The following is a 19,543-nucleotide window of genomic DNA, read 5'->3' as shown; positions in this document are numbered from 1 at the left end:
TTTAGAGTCTTTTTATGCATAATTATAAAAAGGTAATGCCAAAAAGATACAATTATAGAGGTTAGTTTAATGAATAAATTAAAGTAATTAAAAAATAATTAATGTTATTAGACATTATTTTTCATATAGATTATAATGTTTATAAATAACATGAAATTAATGTCAAAAAATAAGTTAAATTGTCTGCAAAGAAAGAAGGTGGAATAGGAGTGTATTGTAACAAAAACTTTAATAGAAAGAAAATTTTCAATATATTTATAATAAGTTTTATAAGTTTTATGCTTGTAGGGTTTTTGATTCCTTTTATAAATCCACCGGTAACAAACGCAGAACAACAGGAAAAAAACATTTTACTTATAAATTCTTATGACAGCACTTACACATGGACAGTAGATGAAACTGATGGAATATTAAAAAAAATTAAGGAAGATGAACCCAAATCAAAGGTCTATGTTGAATATATAGATTGGAAGAATAACCCGTATCAAGAGAATTTGGACAAGTTTAGACAATTGATTAAATATAAGTATGAAAACAAGAAAATAGATTTAGTGATGACAACTGATGATGCTGCGTTAGAATTTTCTCTTAAAAACAGAAAAGAAATATTTGGCAATATACCTATTGTTTTTTCTGGTGTATATGATGAAACCGCTAAAAAGTTAACTGATGGCTATGATAATGTGTTTGGGGTATTTGAAGCGGATGAGATTGAAGATACTGTAAAATCCGCATTATATATATATCCACATACAAAAAAGTTGTATGTGGTCCATGATAACACTGAAAGTGGTATAGCATCTTTTGGCGAAGTAAAAGAAGTTTTAAAAGAATTAGATAATAAGATTATTATGCAGGAAATTAGTGATTTATCAATAAACAATTTAAGTAATAACATTCCTGTTATTGATAAAGACAGCATTGTGCTTGTTACTACTTATGCAAGGGATGGAGATGGGAAAACTGTACAAAATGAAGAACTTACAAACTTTTTAAGTGAAAAGCTATCAGTACCTATATTCGGTATTTATAAAATGGATTTAAATCATGGGATTATTGGTGGTAAATTGCTAAGTGGAGAAGAACATGGCGAAAGCGCAGCAGAACTTGCTATAAATCTTATGAATGGAATTGTGCCAAATAATAAGTTAGTTGAGGATAAAAAGGCTGTTGTTAATATATATGACAATAATATAATGAAGAAGTTCAACATTTCAAAGGAACAGTTGCCAGAAGGTAGCATTGTTATAAATGAAGATTTTTCATTTTATAAAACATATAAGCACTTAGTATGGGGAGTCGTATCAATTATACTTATACTAATAACCTTAATAACAATATTAATAATAAATATACTAAGAAGAAAAAAGGCTGAAAATGAGCTGAAAAAAAATAACTATGAATTGTCTGAACTCTATGAAGAGTTAGCAACCTCAGATGAGGAACTTAGATATCAATATATAAAATTAGAAGAAAATAGAGATACTATTCAAAAAAATGAGGAAATGTATAAGTTAGTATTTGAAACAGCAAATGATGGCCTATGGGAGATTAATCTAACAACTGGAGAAAGATATTTTTCAGATAGATGGTATGAGATTTTTGATCTATCGAGAGAAGAACTCAAAGATATGGATGTATGGTATACAATAATACATACTGATGAGCAGGATAAAGCAAGGAGACTTGTTGATGAAGTTGGTGAAGGAATAAGAGATACTTTTTCATTTGATTTCAGAATAAGAAAAAAAGATGGTCAATACAAATGGATTCATGCTATTGGAAAATCAATGAAGGATAAGTATGGTAAACCATTTAAAATTGTAGGATCACACTCTGATATTCATGAAAAAAAGATTCAAGAGGATCAGATTAAGAGATTGGCATTTTTCGATTCTCTTACTGGATTGCCTAATAGAACTGAAATATCAAGAGTATTCGCTGAAATTATAAAAGAAGATAGTGAGAGAAACATAGCTGTAATATTTATGGATTTAGATAACTTTAAAAATATTAATGATTCTTTTGGTCATACTATAGGAGATGATTTGTTAATAGAGGTGTCTAAAAGAATTAAGTATGTAACCGGAGATAAAGGTGTGGTTTCAAGACACGGAGGAGATGAGTTTTTGATTCTATTACCTGACGCAATAGATAAAGAATTTATAACTTCGTATATAGGAGAACTAGAAAAAAAGTTAGGTAATAATATATCAGTAAATGGTGTTAATGTAATAACGTCAGCAAGTTTTGGTGCAGCAATATATCCAAAAGATGGACATGATTTTGAAGAGCTATTAAAAAATGCTGACACTGCAATGTATAAGTCAAAGGAAGCAGGTAAAAGAACTTTCACTTTCTTTGAAAGATGGATGAATGATAATATACTTGAAATGCTTATAATGGAAAACCAATTGAGATTGGCACTAAATAAGGATGAATTTGTACTTCATTTTCAACCTAAAATATCATTAAAAGATTCACGAATAGAAGGCTTTGAAGCTTTAATAAGGTGGAACAGTGAAACTTTAGGGTTTGTCTCACCTTATAGATTTATAACATTAGCTGAAAAAACGGGTATAATCATACAAATTGGTAAATGGGTATTAGAGAAGTCCTGTGAGTTTATAACAAAAATTCATAATCTAGGCTACAAGGATATAAATATATCATTAAACGTATCAGTAGTTCAGCTTCTGCAAGATGATTTCTTAAACATGGTAGAAGGTATTATTGCTAAGTCGATGGTTGATTCTCAATTTATTAATTTAGAAATTACAGAAACTATACTAATGGAATCTATAGATAAAAATATAACTAAGTTAAATAAGCTTAAAGAAAAATCAATAAAGATATCTTTAGATGATTTTGGAAAGGGATACTCCTCCTTAACTTATTTAAAAGATATGCCTTTTGATACTTTAAAGATAGACAAGGTGTTTATAGATGAATTATGTTCAGAAGATGCAAGTAAAACAAATGAAAGTATAGTTGGTGTAATAATACAACTTGCTCATCAAATGGGATTAACTGTAGTGGCTGAAGGCGTAGAGACAGAAGAACAATATAATTACCTGATGAATAATAAATGTGATATTGTACAAGGTTATTATATATCCAAGCCAGTACCTGAAGAGCAAGCACTAGAACTTTTAAAGAAATATAATTCTTAGTAAAGCTAAAAAGTTCCTATATTTGGTCTGTTTTGTATATGTAAATGTACAAAATATAGATTAATATAGGAACTTATATCTATTTAAAAAAGGCTATGTTAAATAATATTGTTCAAATTAAATGGTAAACTATTTAATTTCAGCACATTACTTTAATAGACTAAAAAAAATTAAAATTATGTGGAAACATGTGTTCTTTTTGGTATAATAGTTATGTTATGAAATGAAAAATTCGATAAAGCGAACTTCTTTAGTGAATTTTTTGCGCATCTGCCTTTTCTGAACGAAGTGAAGAAATTCTGGCAGGCGATATATTATTGTTTTTTATTCTTTAACTTATATTATGTTTTAAGTCGTTACACATATTATCTACAGATATAATTACCTAAAGAATAAAAAAAGGGAGTGTTTAAGTGGATACTGTAATAATTCACGTAGATATGGATGCTTTTTTTGCTTCAGTAGAAGTGTTAGATAATCCTAGTTTAAAAGGTAAGCCAGTTATTGTGGGAGGAACGTCAAATAGAGGAGTAGTGGCTACATGCTCTTATGAAGCAAGACGGTTTGGTGTCAGAAGCGCTATGCCTATATTTATAGCAAAGGAATTGTGTCCTAATGCAGTGTTTGTTAAACCAAGATTTTGGAGATACAAAGAAATCTCTAATAAGATATTTGATATATTTCGTGATATTACTCCTTACGTGGAACCATTAAGCATAGATGAAGCTTATTTAGATATAAGCTATATAAATAAAAATCCTATAGATATAGCAAATTATATAAAAAATAAAGTTAAAAATGACATTGGACTTACTTTATCTGTTGGTATATCCTACAATAAGTTTTTGGCTAAACTTGCATCTGATTGGAATAAGCCTAATGGTCTTAAAATCATAAATAAAGAAATGGTACCAAAAATCTTGTTTCCGCTATCTATAAACAAGATATATGGTCTCGGATCAAAGTCTGTTAAAAAGCTAAATAATATAGGGATTTTTACTGTGGAGGAATTATATAAACTCCCTGAGAATATATTTATAGAATACTTCGGTAAGTTTGGACATGATATCTATGATAGAATAAGAGGTATAGACAATAGAAAGGTAATAACGTCTAGAGAGAGAAAGTCTATAGGAAAAGAGACTACACTTAGAGTTGACACAGATGAGATAGAGGAACTTAAAGAATATATAAAAGAGTTTTCTTTAGATATAAGTTCTATACTTAAAAATAAGAATGTTAGTGGAAAGACTATAACACTTAAGATAAAAACAGCATCATTCGTTAACCATACCAAAAGCAGAACTCTAAACAGCTATATAAGGGAAGAAAATGATTTGTATAACGAAGCTATAGATATATTAGAAAATCTACAATTAGAAGAGAAAATAAGGTTAATAGGATTATCAATATCATCCTTGAAAGAGGATACAATCGAGCAAATGTCTTTTTGGAGTAAATAAAATTATATTTAGTCTATAAATATGAAAAGATGGAGATAATCGTTATAGGATATTTGCATCAGAAATTATAAACTTCTTGGGAAGGGGATTTTATATATGGAACATAAATTAAATATAGAAAGCGGTGTTACACATCAAAATGATTTGACAAAGCTTGAAGCTTCGCCTTTTGAGATTTTGATGAAATTCGGTGTAAGTGAAGAAGATGTTATTGCGGATATAGGTTGTGGAAGAGGGAATTTCACTATACCTCTAGGAAAAATAATAAATAGAAATAAAATTTATGCTTTAGATAACTCAGAAAAGATGTTAGATGAAGTTGACAAAAGAGCTATGTTAAGTGAGTTGAATAATATAATAACAATAAAAACTGATCATAACGATCTTAAACTTGAATCTTCTTCGATTACTTTCGCATTAGCCTGTAATGTAATTCACGAAGTAGAAGATAAGCAAGCTTTCTTAGATGAGATTAATAGGATGCTAAAGAGAGAGGGGAAACTTGCTCTTTTAAATCATTCAATTCAATGTGAAGAACACCAAATTACAGCTAAAGATCTAATATCAATAGAAGTAATAAAAGAGTTATTAGCTATGACTGGGTTTAAAGTTCAAGAAGTTTTTAATTTCGATGGAACGAGTTATGGAATACTGGCAACAAAGCTATAAAACAGAGAGACTGAAGTCATAAAGATTTCAGTCTCTTTTCATATTATGAATTTAATTTCATAATATAGAGGTTTATCTATTTACTACAACAAATCATTCATTATTTATAGCTTACGAAAAACTCCATTACAAAGGCATTTTGATCGTAACTGTAAGAAAAGCCTTTAGAATTGTTTATATAATTTAATTCAGGGTGTTTAGATATTACATCTACTAATGCATTTGGTGAGAAAGTATTAGTATCATAGCTACTTGTCTTACACATTATTGTAGTTTGTTTTTTTGATAGTCCGTTATAAATTATATTATAAAAGTCATTTTGATTATTAGCGAGTAGGTTATTAACTTTAAAGTAGTTTGCGGCTGTATTATTGCAAGCAGGGTAATTGTTTTTAGTCCAACTGTGATCTCTAGATATCTGAGTATCTGTTACGTTAAAGTAGTTATAGCTTAAGAGATTTCCAGATTGGGATATTGGATCATCAAAGGTTGCATCCAGGTGATAGTAAGCTCCGTTTATACTAACAAGATTCCACGCATGGGGCACACCATTGGCAGTTCCAGTAATGATTTTATTACTTACTCCTGCTGCACTTAAAAGTCTATACATAGCCTCAGAGTAACCTTCGCATACTGCAACCTTTTTAAGGAATACTCCATAGGCTGTAAAAGAATCGTCAGGAAGAGAATTAAGTTCAAGATTTTTATAGTCATAAACAGTGTTATTTACTACATAATTATGAAGAGCTAATTCTTTTTCATAATCATTCATTCCTTGTTTTATAACTGAAGAAACTATGGATTGAACCTTTGAATTAACAGAGTTTATTTGCGAAGTAAAACCATCTTTTCCTGCTTTATAGTTGAAGTGTAAAACTATATTATTTCCATTAGTATTATACTGAACATTTTCAAGATAACCTGCATAACCTGTTTCACTAGCAACCTTTAAAGCAAAGTCAACAATACTTCCGTTTATTGAAAGCTTAGATAAATCAACCGATATATCAGTTCCAGTTTCAATACCTTTTTTTATAGCATCATATAGAGCTGATTCTGTTGAAACATTAACTTTTGAAGCATTATTAGCATTAATATTAGACGACTTGCTTGAAGTTACTGATTTTACAGCTGATGCAGAAGTATTTTTATCAACTGGCGGTTGAGCAGTATTAGTTGAATTATTTACATTTGAATTGCCATTTTTATTAGAAGTTGCAGAATTATTTGTAGTTGTACTTGTTTTTGAAGAATTATCCTCAGGTGGATCGTACTTTATGATGTTAGGTTCGTTGCTTGTATTAGTACTTGTTGCTACAACTTGATTTTTTGTACAACCATATAATAGAGCATTTAATGTTAATAAAGTGCAAAATATTAAAGATAATTTTTTTATATTCATCTACAGTTCACCTCTTTAATACCTATATTTAGTTATAGATATTTCTTTTTTTTAAAATATAAAAATTCAAGGATAGCTATAACAACTGCTAATAAGGAGGCAAGTAAAAGACCAAACTTATTTGAAAGCAAAGGCATATTCTCGAAATTCATCCCAAAGACTCCGGTAATTATGGTCAATGGAAGAGTAAATACTGTTATAAAGGTTAAAAGCTCCATGGTTTTATTCATTTTGTTAGCAGAAATAGAGTTGTATATATCAATGCAAGAATATATAGAACTTTCAACGTCTTCTACTATTTGAAGGGTATGATCGAAAGAAAAAAATACTTTATTAAACATTAGTTCTTCAGAAAGCTCGTCCTCTAAATAATTGACCATAGATTTATAATAAGTGGTGTATCGCTTAATAAGTGATACAATCTTTTTTTTCTTAAGAATTTGCTCCATTTCTATTGTTTTATCTGAAATTGCATTTTCAAAAAGTTCCTCTATAGCTTCATTTAATTTCATTAACTTATCGCTATAAACAAATGATAGATATTCAAATAAATGAAGTAATAGCGACTTAGAATTTATATTTATGTCAGTAACCAATTTTTCTTTTAAAAATTCAATACAAGACTTGTCTTTTACATTTAAAATCAAAGTGTTTTTATATAACACAGCTTCTAATATGTATTTACTATGTGTATTCAAATATGGAATACTTAAGAATATGGTATTTTTATCTTTATGAATTATATCTCTACTTATTGTGTTTGTATTATTTTTATGAGGACTCCTAAAAAAGGCCTCACTTTTATCTTGTGATATATATAAAAGTATATTTTCATCAATATCTTTTAGATTATCTATTGTTGTATTATCTACGGCATGTCCATCTATATAAAAAATATGAGCCATTGTAAGCCTCCCAAAAGAGAATGTGTCCACTATCAGATTTTCCTCAGGTACATTCGGAAAGTCAGATGCGTAAAAAAACTCACTGAAGAAAATCGCTTCAGAGACTTTTTTATGTGGTATCTCTATAGATAATTATATGATAAATATAATTTAGTAACAACTATGATTATTATGGGAGTTAAGGATATAAAACAAAAAAGTTTTTTTATTAAATAATTAAAAATCCTCACAGGATAATATGCTCTATTAATCATGTGAGGATTTCAATATATAAGTTAAATTAAGTTTGGAAGACTTGCAGAAAATTTATAAAAGTCTTCGTAAGTACCTTTATGGTCTGCATTAGCTTCGTCTTCAGACCTTTGTAGTAAGTTATCAGTTATTAGATAAGTCTTAATTCCTAACTTACCAGCAACCATATCTTCTTCTACGTCATTACCTACCATCATGCAGTCACTAGCCTTTTTTCCTAAATCATTTAATATTTCTTCATAAAATTTAACTTGTGGTTTACAGTAATGATTTTTCTCATATGAAGATATATAGATAAAGTCACTGGCATTTAAGCCTGCCCATCTTATTCTATGAAGTATTGCCTTAAGAGGAAAAAGTGGGTTTGTTGCGATAACCAGTTCATAGCCTTTTTCCTTTAGTAATGCCACGCTTTTTTGTATATAATTATTCTCATATACAGCTTTTTTTACATTTAAAAAACCTGTATCATAAAAACTATAAAATCTTTCTTTATATGTATTTATGTCTGTATCTATTCTAGCTGCAAAGTCTTCCATAAATACTTCTTCATTAGTTTTGAAATCTAAATTCCTTACCATAGCTTCAGTAGAGGCCCATATATTTTTAGCTAGAGTTTTTCCATCAATAAGATCTGAAAGGTATATAGCCATTTCAGTAAAGTATATTTTGGTAAATTCATCTGTATCCATAGGTAGTAAAGTTCCATCTAAGTCAAATAATATAGTATTCATAAAATTCTCCCATCTAACCTTTATTTATTTATGTGTTGAAATTAAGGCGTAAAAAATCAAACGCTTTAATAAAGCTTATAAATAGCAATATATGCTTGTATAAACTAAAAGAAAGCATAATAAATATTATAATAAAATAATTTTATTAATACAATCTTTTGTAACAGCTTGTTTTTAGAAAAAACAAAATGTCTATACTAGTTAACATGTTACTATTGTCTGTGCAAATGTTTACTGATAAATTTTTTAATTATAAAATGAGGTAAAAGGAGTGGTGATTGTGATATACGAAAAATTAAGTAAATTTCCAGATAATTTTCTTTGGGGATCAGCTTCAGCAGCATATCAAGTAGAAGGTGCATGGGATAAAGATGGCAAAGGACCTTCTGTGTGGGATATATATACTAAACTACCTGGAACTACATATATGGGAACAAATGGTGATGTTGCAGTAGATCATTATCACAGATATAAAGAAGATGTTGCCCTGATGAAAGAAATGGGATTAAAAGCCTACAGATTTTCTATAGCTTGGAGCAGAATTTATCCAAATGGAAAAGGCGAAGTTAATGAAGCAGGCTTAAAATTCTATGATGATCTTATAAATGAATTGATTGAAAATGATATAGTGCCTCTTGTAACTATATACCATTGGGATGTTCCTCAAGCATTAATGGATGCATATGGTGCATGGGAATCAAGAGAAATAATAGATGATTTTAATGAATATTGCGTTACTTTATTCAAGGCTTATGGAGATAGAGTAAAACATTGGGTTACTTTAAATGAACAAAATGTATTTATAGGTCTAGGATATGGTACAGCTTTACATCCACCTGGAGTAAAGGATCAAAAGAGACTTTATGCAGCAAATCATATTGCATTTTTAGCAAACGCTAAAGCAATACAATCTTTTAGAAAAATAGTTCCAGATGGAAAGATTGGACCAAGTTTTGCTTATTCACCAACATATCCAGCAAGCAGTAAACCAGAAGATATATTAGCTTTTGAAAACCATGAAGAGCTAACTAGTCATTGGTGGATGGATGTATATGTTAAGGGAGAATATCCAAAGGCTGCATATAAATATTTAGCAAGCAAAGGCTTAGCACCAAAAATAGAAGAAGGAGATATAGAACTTCTTAAGAGTGGTACTCCTGATTTTATGGGTGTTAATTACTATAGAACAGCTACTGTGGAAATGAATCCACTTGATGGTGTTGGAGAAGCTAAGATGAATACTTCAGGTAAAAAAGGAACTACTCAAGATAGTGGTATCCCAGGAGTATTCAAAACTAAGAGAAATGAGCATTTAGAAGCTACTAACTGGGATTGGGAAATAGATCCACAGGGCTTAAGAATAGGACTTAGAAGAATAACTAATAGATATGGATTGCCTATATTGATAACAGAAAATGGACTTGGGGAATTTGACAAGTTAGAAGAAAATGATGTTATTAATGATGATTATAGAATAGCTTATTTAGAGGCACATGTTAAAGCTTGCAAAGAAGCAATAACTGATGGGGTAGATCTTATAGGTTACTGCACTTGGTCTTTTACAGATCTTTTAAGCTGGCTTAATGGGTATCAAAAACGTTATGGTTTTGTCTATGTAAATAAGGATGAAACTGGAGACAAAGATTTAAGAAGAATCAAGAAGAAGAGTTACTATTGGTATAAAGGAATAATAGAAGCCAATGGTGAGAATGTATAAAAGTATCACTTCACAATTAGAGAAAGGTTTTTAAATTCTTTCATATGAATTTGTGAAAGATTAGAAAGTACTATATCTATGAAGTGAAAAATTATAAATAGCAAACCCTTATAGTTAATATATAATAAGTTCCAAACTTGAACTTGCACCTATTAGAGGTAGTCTAAGAATACTATATTCTTATCTACATCTAGTAGGTGATTTTTTCGTTTATGGATGTACAACTTCGTATTAGAATTTATATTTTAAAACTCTATCACCAGAAACTGTGAGAGTTTTAAAAATAGGTTTCGGTCCGAACTGGTACATATATAGTACCTACTTGAATTATGAACTAGATTTAGAAAGTGTAAGCAGGATAAATTGTATAGTAGGCTTTTAAGATAAATTATTAGACAATTCTAAGAATTTTTCGAATTTGAAAGATTTTATTAGCTATGATATCATTATAGTTATAATGTTTTAGGAGGTATTAAAAGTATGGACCCGAGCCCGTATGGTAGTATTTTGTTTCAATTATTATTAATAGTGTTTTTAACACTTATAAATGCATTTTTCTCATCTGCAGAAATGGCTATAATTTCTTTGAATAAGAACAAGGTTAGAAATCTTGCTGAAAAAGGAAATAAAAAAGCCGTATCTTTAATAAAACTTTTGGACGAACCTAGTAACTTTTTGGCAACTATACAAGTGGGTATAACCCTTGCAAGCTTTTTTGCTAGTGCATCTGCTGCTACAGGAATAAGTGGTGAGTTTTCTGTATTCTTAGATAAGTTTAATATACCATATAGCAGCCAAATATCTTTAGTGGTAATAACTATTTTATTATCATATTTCACACTAGTATTTGGAGAACTGTTCCCAAAAAGAGTTGCGCTTCAGAACTCAGAAGCAATAGCTATGTTTTCTGTAATGCCGATTGTATTTGTTTCAAAGATAAGTAGTCCTTTTGTAAAATTCCTTTCAGGATCCACCAATTTATTGCTAAGACTTGTTGGAATTGATGGTAAAAACTTAGAGGAAAAGGTTTCTAAAGAAGAGATAAAGTCCTTAGTTCAAGTTGGACAAGAGCATGGTGTTATAAATGAGACCGAAAAGGAAATGATAGAAAGTATAATAGAATTTGATGATAAGCTTGCAAAAGAAGTAATGACTCCAAGAACGGAAGTATTTTTATTAAATATAAATACTCCTATAAGAGAAATATCTTCTAAGCTATTAAATGAAAACTTTTCTAGAGTTCCAGTTTATGAAGGTCATATTGATAATATAATAGGTATACTATATATGAAGGATTTCTTCTTCCAGGCAAATAAGACAGGTATAGATAAGATCAACATAAGAAGTATCTTAAGAACTCCTTATTTTGTTCCTGAAACTAATAATATAGATACACTATTTAAAGAACTGCAAGACTCTAAAAATCATATGGCTATCCTTATAGATGAATATGGTGGATTCTCAGGAATAGTATCTATAGAAGACTTAATAGAAGAAGTTATGGGAAATATCTTCGATGAGTATGATGAGAATGATAATGAAAGTGAAATTAAAAAGTTAGATAATGACACTTATTTAATAGATGGACTTCTATCAATAAATGATGTTAATGAACATCTTCATTTAGATATAGCAACTGACAACTTTGATACAATTGGTGGATTTCTTGTAAGTATGATAGGGAAAATACCTAAAAGTGACGAAGAAAAAATAGTTGAATACAAAAATGTAATGTTTAAGGTAGAAGAAGTTGGAGATAAAAGAATTAAAAAGATAAAAGCATGCATGACAAGATAATATAGATTTTTTAAATTAGTTAAAAACCTTTGTTGAAAAACAAAGGTTTTTTTATTTTTTATTATCATTACATGGACTAATATGCTTTAGAACATAATAATATTAGCTCTGTTAAAGTACGGAGCTTGTATAAAGAAGTTTATCTATATTTAAACGCAGTGCTTTAACAGTAGAGGTATAAGGGGGATTTGGAATGAAGAAATTTTTAGCAGTAGTGATAACCTTAGCGATTCTTAGTTTTTCAATATGGAAGTTTGGATATATAGTTAGAAATAAGTTCTCTGTATATAAAGAAGAGGATATCAAATTCATTACTAAGGTAGATACTAAAGATTTCTATATCTATGAACTAGGAAAGTGGAAAAAAAGCTTTATTAAAGGCGTCAATATAGGTGCAGCTAAGCCTGGTAGCTTTCCAGGAGAACTTGCAATAACTAAGGAAGAATATAAAAGGTGGTTTAAATATATAAGTGAAATGAATGCTAGTAGTATAAGAGTATATACTATTCTAAAACCAGATTTTTATGAAGCACTTTATGAATACAATAAGGAATCTATTAAGCCATTATATCTATTTCAAGGTGTTTGGGTTAATGAAGAAGATATTTCAAATATAAAAAATGCAGAAGATCAGAAAATAAAAAAGCAAGTGAAAGCAGATATAAAAACATTAGTAGATATAATTCATGGTAAGGCAGAATTGCCAGAAAAAAAAGGCTATGCCAGTGGTATCTATAAAAAAGATATTTCTGATTATGTAGCAGGATGGATACTTGGCATAGAGTGGGATCCAGAGTTTGTATTAAATACAAATGCAATTAATAAGGATAATGCTAGTTATGATGGGAAGTACCTATATACAAGTAATGCATCTCCTTTTGAAAAGTTTCTTTGTGAGTTAGGGGATTATGCTATAGAGTATGAGTCAATAAACTATAAGATGCAAAGACCAACTAGCTTTACAAATTGGGTGACTACAGATATGTTATCGCATCCAAATGAACCATTGGCAAAAGAAGATATAGTAACTGTAAATACAGAGCATATAAAAGCGAAACAATCTTTTAAGCCAGGTTTATTTGCATCATATCATATATACCCTTATTATCCAGATTTTATGAATTACCAACATGAATATGCACAGTATAAAGACCAAAGTGGAATAATAAATACTTATAGAGCTTATTTAAAGGATCTCAAAAAGCAACATACAACTCCAGTTCTTGTAGCTGAGTTTGGTATTCCTGCATCTAGAGGAAAGGCTCATGAAAATATACATATGGGATTTAATCAAGGATATATTGATGAAAAAAGCCAAGGAGAAATGGATAAGTTTATGCTGCAAAATATATATGATGAAGGATATTGTGGAGGATTGGTATTTACCTGGCAAGATGAGTGGTTTAAGCGAACTTGGAATACCATGGATTTTGATATACCGGAGAGAAGAGCTTATTGGTCAAACCCTCAAACTAATGAGCAGGAATTTGGAGTTTTAGCCTTTGATCCTGGAAAGAAGGACAGTGTATGTTATGTTGATGGCAAGCCCGATGAATGGGAAAATAGCAAGCTTTTAGCTAAAGGGAGTGATTTTAGCGTATATGCTAAGCAGGATGAGAAATATTTATACCTATATGTAAAAGTTGATAATTTTAATTTAGAAAAAGATAAGTTTATTATTCCGATAGATGTAACTCCTAGTTCAGGGAGCTTATCACTTAAAGATACTGATATAAGCTTTCAAAGACCAGTAGACTTTATTGTAAATATTGACGGTAAAGGTAATTCTAGAATCTTGGTACATAGCTATTACGATTCTTTTTATTATCTTTATGCAAAACAGTTGAAGATGATTGAGAGAAATACAGTATTTGAAAATAAAGATAACAATATATTTAATCCAATGTATCTATGCCTTAATAAGGAATTATTTCTTCCTCAAGATAAAGTTGTTATACCTCTGTCAAAGTATGAAACTGGAAGACTAATTTTTGGTGATGGAAATCCGAAACACGATACATTTAATTCATTAACAGATTTTAATGTTAATGGAGATAATATAGAAATAAGAATTCCATGGCAATTATTAAACTTTATGGATCCATCTACAAAAAGTATAATGAATGACTTTAATATTTATGGAATAAAGGCTCTAAAAGTTGATGGGATATATTTAGGAGGAACTCATATAACCAATAAGAGAGTAATAAATAGCAATGAGATGGGATATTTCAGCTTAAGTGAGTGGAATAATCCAAGTTTTCATGAGAGACTTAAGCCTTCCTATTACATATTAAAAGAGGCATTTAAAGTTATAGGAGGACAATAGATTGAAGAATAAATCACTTTTAATGGCCGGCAAAGATGACAAAATGACCAAAGGAAGAATTTTAATTGTGGATGATGATGCATCCTTAACCTCAATATTGGTTAGTAGATATAAGAATAAGAATTATTCTGTTGCAGTTGCTGATGAGGCAAATGAAGCTTTAGTATTAATGAAGTATGCCGTGTTTAATCTTCTTATAATCGATTTTTATATGGATACAATGTATGCAGATGAATTTATAAAAAAAATTAAAAGGCTAGATAATAATATTAACATAATAGTCTTGTCTGCTCAGAAATCAACTGAAAATATAACTTACCTTTTAGAGATAGGAGCAAATGAAATTGTGAAAAAACCATTTTCACCAAAAGAGATGGATGAAATCATAAAAAAGTATATAAAAGAATGATGGTGAATTCATGGAACAGTATATATATTATTCTATAATTTTTTTTAGCACTATAGTGGCATTTCTTTATGTGTATATAATAGTAGAAAAAAGTATAGAAAAAATAGCTAAAAGGCAGAGAGCTAGATATGAAAGACAATTAATTCCTGAGATAGATTCTATAATTAATAAGATAATAGATACTGGAAATGCAGATGATATTAGTATTGATAGAAAGAAACTAAAAAAAATACTAAGGAATAGTATAAGAAGGGACATAGTAGAAGAAAGAATAAGCTATTATCTTGAAAACTTCACAGGAGAGTTTAGGGAAATCTTAATACAATTTTGTGAAAATTACAAGATTGTAGAAGACGAATTGAAACACTTAAATACAAAAAATATATATAAGAAAGCATTGTGCTGTAAGAAGTTAGGGGAATTAAGAAGCAAAAAGTCTATAAAAGATTTATTAGAGCAAATTCCAATATCTATACAAGATATAAAATATAATGCTCTTTTAGCTTTAGCTAAAATAGGGGATGAACAAAGTTTTATAGATGCTTTCTCAAGGATAAATGGATCAATTCTTCTAAGTGAAAGGAGTCTCATTGAAATAATAGATAGCTTTGAAGGTAATAAAAGTTTTGTATATTCAAAAATGATAGATTCAGAAGATGAATTTATAAGTTCGTTATTTATAAAATCTGCTGGAAATTCATTAGAGTATACTTTGATAGAACCAATAGCAAGATATTTAGACAGTAGTTCTAAAGAGAGAAAGATATCAGCTATTAAGGCTTTAGGTAATATGAAGGATACACGTTATATAGATAAAATTTCTAATCTGTTAAATGATGAAAGCTGGGAAGTCAGAGCTTTAGCTGCTAAAACTTTAGGAAGATATAGTGATACGAATATTATATCTAAATTAATTGATAAGCTATCTGATAGGCAATGGTTTGTAAGATATAATTCTGCTGTTTCTATACTTAAGTTAGATGAAAGTTTAAAGTATGTGCACAAAGTATTTGAAGGTCAAGATAGATTTGCTAAAGATATAATAATATCTGCTATGGAAGATATGGATTTAATGTCAAGGATATTTGATGATGAAAACCATAAATACCATGATGAAAAATTAGCTATGTTTATAAAAAACTATATCGATAATGGTGGTGAAACAAAAGATGGGTAATATTTTAAGGGAAGTAATTTTGGCCTTCAACCACTTTATCTTATATTATGTCCTTATTGTTAATGGAGTCTATTTTATTCAGCTTATATTATCGAGCTTTAACTTATATGATTATATAAGAAAGATGAGATATTCTAACCATAAAAAATATACTGAATCAGATAACATGATTCCTATATCGGTATTAGTGCCAGGCTATAATGAGCAAGAAACTATAGTAGACAATATAAAATCTCTTCTAGCTTTGAATTATCCTACATTTGAAATAGTAGTCATTAATGATGGTTCTAAAGATGAAACTCTAGAAAGAGTAATAGAAGCATTTGAGCTTAGAAAAGTGTATCAACCTGTAAGATATAGAGTTGCTACTAATGAAATCAAAGCAGTATATAAAAATATAGATATACCTAAGCTAGTAGTGGTAGATAAGGTAAATGGAGGAAAGGCTGATGCCTTAAATGCAGGAATAAATATATCTAGATATCCAGTATTTGCATCTATCGATGCTGATTCAATATTAGAAAGTGACTCTTTAGTAAGAGTAATAATGCCTTTTGTAGAAGATAAGCTCACAATAGCTGTAGGGGGAATAGTGAGGATCGCAAATGGAAGCACAATAGATAATGGTAAGATAAAAGACATAAGATTGCCTAAAAATAGGGTAGCTATGTTTCAGATAGTTGAGTATCTAAGAGCATTTTTAACTGGTAGAATGGGGTGGGATGCAATTGATGCTTTACTTATTATATCAGGAGCTTTTGGAGCATTTAAAAAAGAGAGCGTTATAGAAGTTGGTGGGTACACTGTTAAAACTATAGGTGAAGATATGGAACTCGTAGTAAGGCTTCATAGAATTATGAGAGAAAGAAAGGAGAAGTATAGAATAAAGTTTATACCAGACCCAGTCTGCTGGACACAAGCTCCTGAGAAATTTAAAGATTTAAGGGTACAGCGAAGAAGATGGCAGATTGGACTTATGGATAGTTTGTTCAAACATAAGCGGTTACTTCTTAATGCTAGATATGGAAAGATAGGTATATTAGCAGCTCCTTATTTCTGGGTGTTTGAGATGATTGGACCTGTAGTGGAAGTAGTAGGGTACGTATTCATTCCATTATCGTATTTTTTCGGAGTACTTAATGTTAGGTATTTCCTGCTTTTTTTAGCATCATCCATACTATATGGAGTTATACTTTCTATAGGAGCTATACTACTGGAGGAATACACTTTTAATAAGTATCCATCAATATGGCAGTTAATAAAGCTAACTTTCTATGGAATAATAGAGAATTTTGGATATAGACAGATGACTATGTTATATAGATTAGAAGGTATAATAAAATTTAGAAAGCTAAAGGGAAGTTGGGGGAGTATAAAAAGAAAAAAGTTTCAAGGATAAAACCATACATAAAGATGTACCACTTCGCATTTGAATTTATGTTTTAAATCTTTTCACTAAAAACTGTGAGAGAGCTAAAAATAGATTCCGCATTGAAGTGGTACATTTTTAGGTGATTATTGGTTTATAGTTTCAGTTCTTATTTGTTCTAAGTCAGCATTATCAAAGTCAGAAACAACTTTAATAACTCCGTAAATGTTATTATCCTTTTCTATAAAATAAGTTTCCTCTTTATCAAATTTCATATCTAATTTTCCGAGATAATTACTTATAGTAAAGCTATTAACTTTAGTATTTGTAGTAAAACCTATAAGATCATATTTACCATCGGCGTTATTCATACCATCTAAATTAAAAGAAACATTAGCTGTGAGACCTTTTTTAAATACCCACACTAAAGGTTCGAACTCGTTACTATTAGCTTTAATCGAAAGCTTTTGTGTTACACCATCAATTTTAGCTTTTACAACTATTTTATTAGTAGGTACCTTAGAAATAGGTTGACCATATAATTGTGCTTCTTGAGCAGTTCCTCCGGTAGGAGAGCAGCAACTTGCTCCAGCAGCAGATTGTTGTTGGTCTGATTGAGCCTTAGAAACGTCTTCCTGAGACACATTGCCTAAGTCATCAACAACTTTGATTTTACCGGTGATCATACCCATCCAACAGCTGTAATCAATATCTTTGTCTGTAGGAGTAAACTCTATTACATTTTCACCTGATTTTAGTTTTTTACTTATGTTTAGACTAGGAAACACAATTTCGTTATTACAGGAAGTTATAAGTTTTCCATCGATAACTATCTTTGCCGGTACATTTTTTTGAAGAAATACTACATTAGGAGAATAGCCTTTGCTATCTGCAGTTAAGTTGATAACTTGTTTTCCATCAACTAATTTTCCTTTGTTATCATCAGACATCTTAACATTAGAAGCCACGGTTTTACCACTTAGTATAGACATAGGTGATATATTAAAGCCCATTAGAGTAAATCCTCTATTAGCCATGATAAATCCTAATAATATAACTACAATTCCGCTTACTTTTAAAAGCTTTTTAGTTTTACCACTGTTAAGAAAACTTGCAGCAACTCCAAATATAAGCATAAGTGGAATAGTACCTAATGCGAATATGAACATAGAAATTGCGCCTTTAATTGGACTACCAGTAGCAAGGGCGTATAATTGCATTGTTTGAAGAGGGCCACAAGGCATCAAACCATTTAAAAGACCTACAATTAATGGCTTACCTGTTAGTGATTTTTTTGTATTACAGTTTGACCAAGGAAGTTTGATGTTAATAGATCTAAAAAATTTAAATCCGGCTAAATTAAATCCCATTATCACCATAAAAACTCCGGCAATTATAGATATTAAGGCTTGAGTTCCTATAGTTATGCTAAATACAGAGCCTATAGCACCAACTATTCCACCTAATAATGTATAAGATATTAACCTTCCAAAGTTATAAAAAAGTGAAGGTTTTAGGTTTGAAAATTTATTTACACCTTTTATGGAGATACTTTGAGAAAGCATTATGCCTCCACACATACCAACGCAATGTAGTGATGTGAAAATACCTATTACAAATAGCATAACGTATGTAGTATTTGTTCCTAGTTTAGAACTCATATCAAAGCCAATAGAATTCTGACCTAATTTTATAAATACAAATGCTATAAGTATTATTGCAATTATAGGTAGTATTTCAGTTTTAGCAGTATTACTTTGGGATAAAGTATTTCCTGTGACTGTATAACCTATCTCTTCTATTGCTCTGCATATTTTCCCATAAGAGCATTTTTCATTGTCGAACTTAACATAAACAGATGAATTCTTATAACTGGCCTTTACTTCTAATATACCAGAAAGAGTTTTCAAAGAATTAGATATTCTATTTTCGCAAGAAGTACAGGTCATGTCGTTAACGCTAAGGTTTATACTTTTTATTGCCATTTTTATCACCCCTATAACATTTTACACCTCAAATTATTTTATCTTATGGATTAATTGTTCGTGAAAAATATCAGCATACTATTAATGATATCCATTTTATATGAATTCTTTATGAAGAAACAGAGAAAAGTTAATATAAAATAAAAACTACCAGAAATATTT

At 29.7% G+C, this 19,543-nt stretch carries 13 protein-coding genes; 9 read left to right on the top strand and 4 right to left on the bottom strand.

What is annotated here, in order from left to right; genetic code table 11:
- Window positions 1-209: 209 nt before the first annotated feature.
- The 3 genes from J3477_RS15620 to J3477_RS15610 all read left to right on the top strand — a co-directional run bounded on the left by J3477_RS15620 (window position 210) and on the right by J3477_RS15610 (window position 5,305).
- On the top strand, window positions 210-3,173 hold the full coding sequence (locus tag J3477_RS15620; protein WP_206870896.1) for an EAL domain-containing protein: 2,964 nt from the start codon (window positions 210-212) through the stop codon (window positions 3,171-3,173).
- A gap of 413 nt (window positions 3,174-3,586) precedes the next feature.
- Window positions 3,587-4,636, top strand: coding sequence for a DNA polymerase IV (locus J3477_RS15615; protein ID WP_206870895.1), 1,050 nt, complete (start codon window positions 3,587-3,589; stop codon window positions 4,634-4,636).
- A 96-nt stretch (window positions 4,637-4,732) separates the two neighbouring features.
- A complete protein-coding gene (locus J3477_RS15610) occupies window positions 4,733-5,305 on the top strand; it encodes a class I SAM-dependent methyltransferase (RefSeq protein ID WP_206870894.1) in 573 nt (190 codons plus the stop codon).
- A 100-nt stretch (window positions 5,306-5,405) separates the two neighbouring features.
- Here the strand turns inward: J3477_RS15610 and J3477_RS15605 are convergent, their stop codons facing one another.
- The 3 genes from J3477_RS15605 to J3477_RS15595 all read right to left on the bottom strand — a co-directional run bounded on the left by J3477_RS15605 (window position 5,406) and on the right by J3477_RS15595 (window position 8,598).
- Window positions 5,406-6,707, bottom strand: coding sequence for a transglutaminase domain-containing protein (locus tag J3477_RS15605; RefSeq protein WP_206870893.1), 1,302 nt, complete (start codon window positions 6,705-6,707; stop codon window positions 5,406-5,408).
- Between the two features lie 32 nt (window positions 6,708-6,739).
- The gene (locus J3477_RS15600; protein WP_206870892.1) at window positions 6,740-7,612 is read right to left on the bottom strand and encodes a magnesium transporter CorA family protein; all 873 of its coding nucleotides are present in this window, start codon (window positions 7,610-7,612) and stop codon (window positions 6,740-6,742) included.
- 275 nt (window positions 7,613-7,887) lie between these two features.
- Entirely contained in the window at window positions 7,888-8,598 is a 711-nt protein-coding gene (locus J3477_RS15595) for an HAD family hydrolase (RefSeq protein WP_206870891.1), read from the bottom strand.
- Window positions 8,599-8,878: 280 nt separating this feature from the next.
- Between J3477_RS15595 and J3477_RS15590 the strand changes: the two genes are divergently transcribed.
- The 6 genes from J3477_RS15590 (at window position 8,879) to J3477_RS15565 (ending at window position 17,426) form a co-directional block, all read left to right on the top strand.
- A complete protein-coding gene (locus J3477_RS15590) occupies window positions 8,879-10,315 on the top strand; it encodes a glycoside hydrolase family 1 protein (RefSeq protein WP_206870890.1) in 1,437 nt (478 codons plus the stop codon).
- Window positions 10,316-10,795: 480 nt separating this feature from the next.
- On the top strand, window positions 10,796-12,112 hold the full coding sequence (locus tag J3477_RS15585; RefSeq protein WP_206870889.1) for a hemolysin family protein: 1,317 nt from the start codon (window positions 10,796-10,798) through the stop codon (window positions 12,110-12,112).
- A gap of 193 nt (window positions 12,113-12,305) precedes the next feature.
- Window positions 12,306-14,441, top strand: coding sequence for a family 2 glycosyl transferase (locus tag J3477_RS15580; protein WP_206870888.1), 2,136 nt, complete (start codon window positions 12,306-12,308; stop codon window positions 14,439-14,441).
- A gap of 1 nt (window position 14,442) precedes the next feature.
- Window positions 14,443-14,850, top strand: coding sequence for a response regulator transcription factor (locus J3477_RS15575; RefSeq protein WP_206870887.1), 408 nt, complete (start codon window positions 14,443-14,445; stop codon window positions 14,848-14,850).
- 10 nt (window positions 14,851-14,860) lie between these two features.
- On the top strand, window positions 14,861-16,027 hold the full coding sequence (locus tag J3477_RS15570) for a HEAT repeat domain-containing protein (RefSeq protein WP_206870886.1): 1,167 nt from the start codon (window positions 14,861-14,863) through the stop codon (window positions 16,025-16,027).
- The gene (locus tag J3477_RS15565; RefSeq protein ID WP_228731292.1) at window positions 16,020-17,426 is read left to right on the top strand and encodes a glycosyltransferase family 2 protein; all 1,407 of its coding nucleotides are present in this window, start codon (window positions 16,020-16,022) and stop codon (window positions 17,424-17,426) included. Before J3477_RS15570 ends, J3477_RS15565 begins: the two co-directional genes overlap by 8 nt.
- A 116-nt stretch (window positions 17,427-17,542) precedes the next feature.
- On the opposite strand, the gene J3477_RS15560 is transcribed toward J3477_RS15565, so the two are convergent.
- Window positions 17,543-19,381 (bottom strand): urease accessory protein UreH domain-containing protein, encoded by a 1,839-nt coding sequence (locus J3477_RS15560; protein ID WP_206870884.1) that lies wholly within the window; start codon window positions 19,379-19,381, stop codon window positions 17,543-17,545.
- Window positions 19,382-19,543: the final 162 nt, after the last annotated feature.

Source organism: Clostridium zeae, from assembly GCF_017312485.1.
Taxonomy (GTDB): Bacteria; Bacillota; Clostridia; order Clostridiales; family Clostridiaceae; genus Clostridium_AR; species Clostridium_AR zeae.
Note: the sequence above shows the minus strand (reverse complement) of the source record. Positions and strands in the feature narration are given on the sequence as shown.

Bases quoted from the DNA above. Each gene is read 5' to 3' on its own strand.
- J3477_RS15560 (WP_206870884.1), bottom strand. From the start codon at position 19,381: ATGGCAATAAAAAGTATAAACCTTAGCGTTAACGACATGACCTGTACT.
- J3477_RS15605 (WP_206870893.1), bottom strand. From the start codon at position 6,707: ATGAATATAAAAAAATTATCTTTAATATTTTGCACTTTATTAACATTA.
- J3477_RS15610 (WP_206870894.1), top strand. From the start codon at position 4,733: ATGGAACATAAATTAAATATAGAAAGCGGTGTTACACATCAAAATGAT.
- J3477_RS15600 (WP_206870892.1), bottom strand. From the start codon at position 7,612: ATGGCTCATATTTTTTATATAGATGGACATGCCGTAGATAATACAACA.
- J3477_RS15595 (WP_206870891.1), bottom strand. From the start codon at position 8,598: ATGAATACTATATTATTTGACTTAGATGGAACTTTACTACCTATGGAT.
- J3477_RS15570 (WP_206870886.1), top strand. From the start codon at position 14,861: ATGGAACAGTATATATATTATTCTATAATTTTTTTTAGCACTATAGTG.
- J3477_RS15565 (WP_228731292.1), top strand. From the start codon at position 16,020: ATGGGTAATATTTTAAGGGAAGTAATTTTGGCCTTCAACCACTTTATC.
- J3477_RS15580 (WP_206870888.1), top strand. From the start codon at position 12,306: ATGAAGAAATTTTTAGCAGTAGTGATAACCTTAGCGATTCTTAGTTTT.
- J3477_RS15585 (WP_206870889.1), top strand. From the start codon at position 10,796: ATGGACCCGAGCCCGTATGGTAGTATTTTGTTTCAATTATTATTAATA.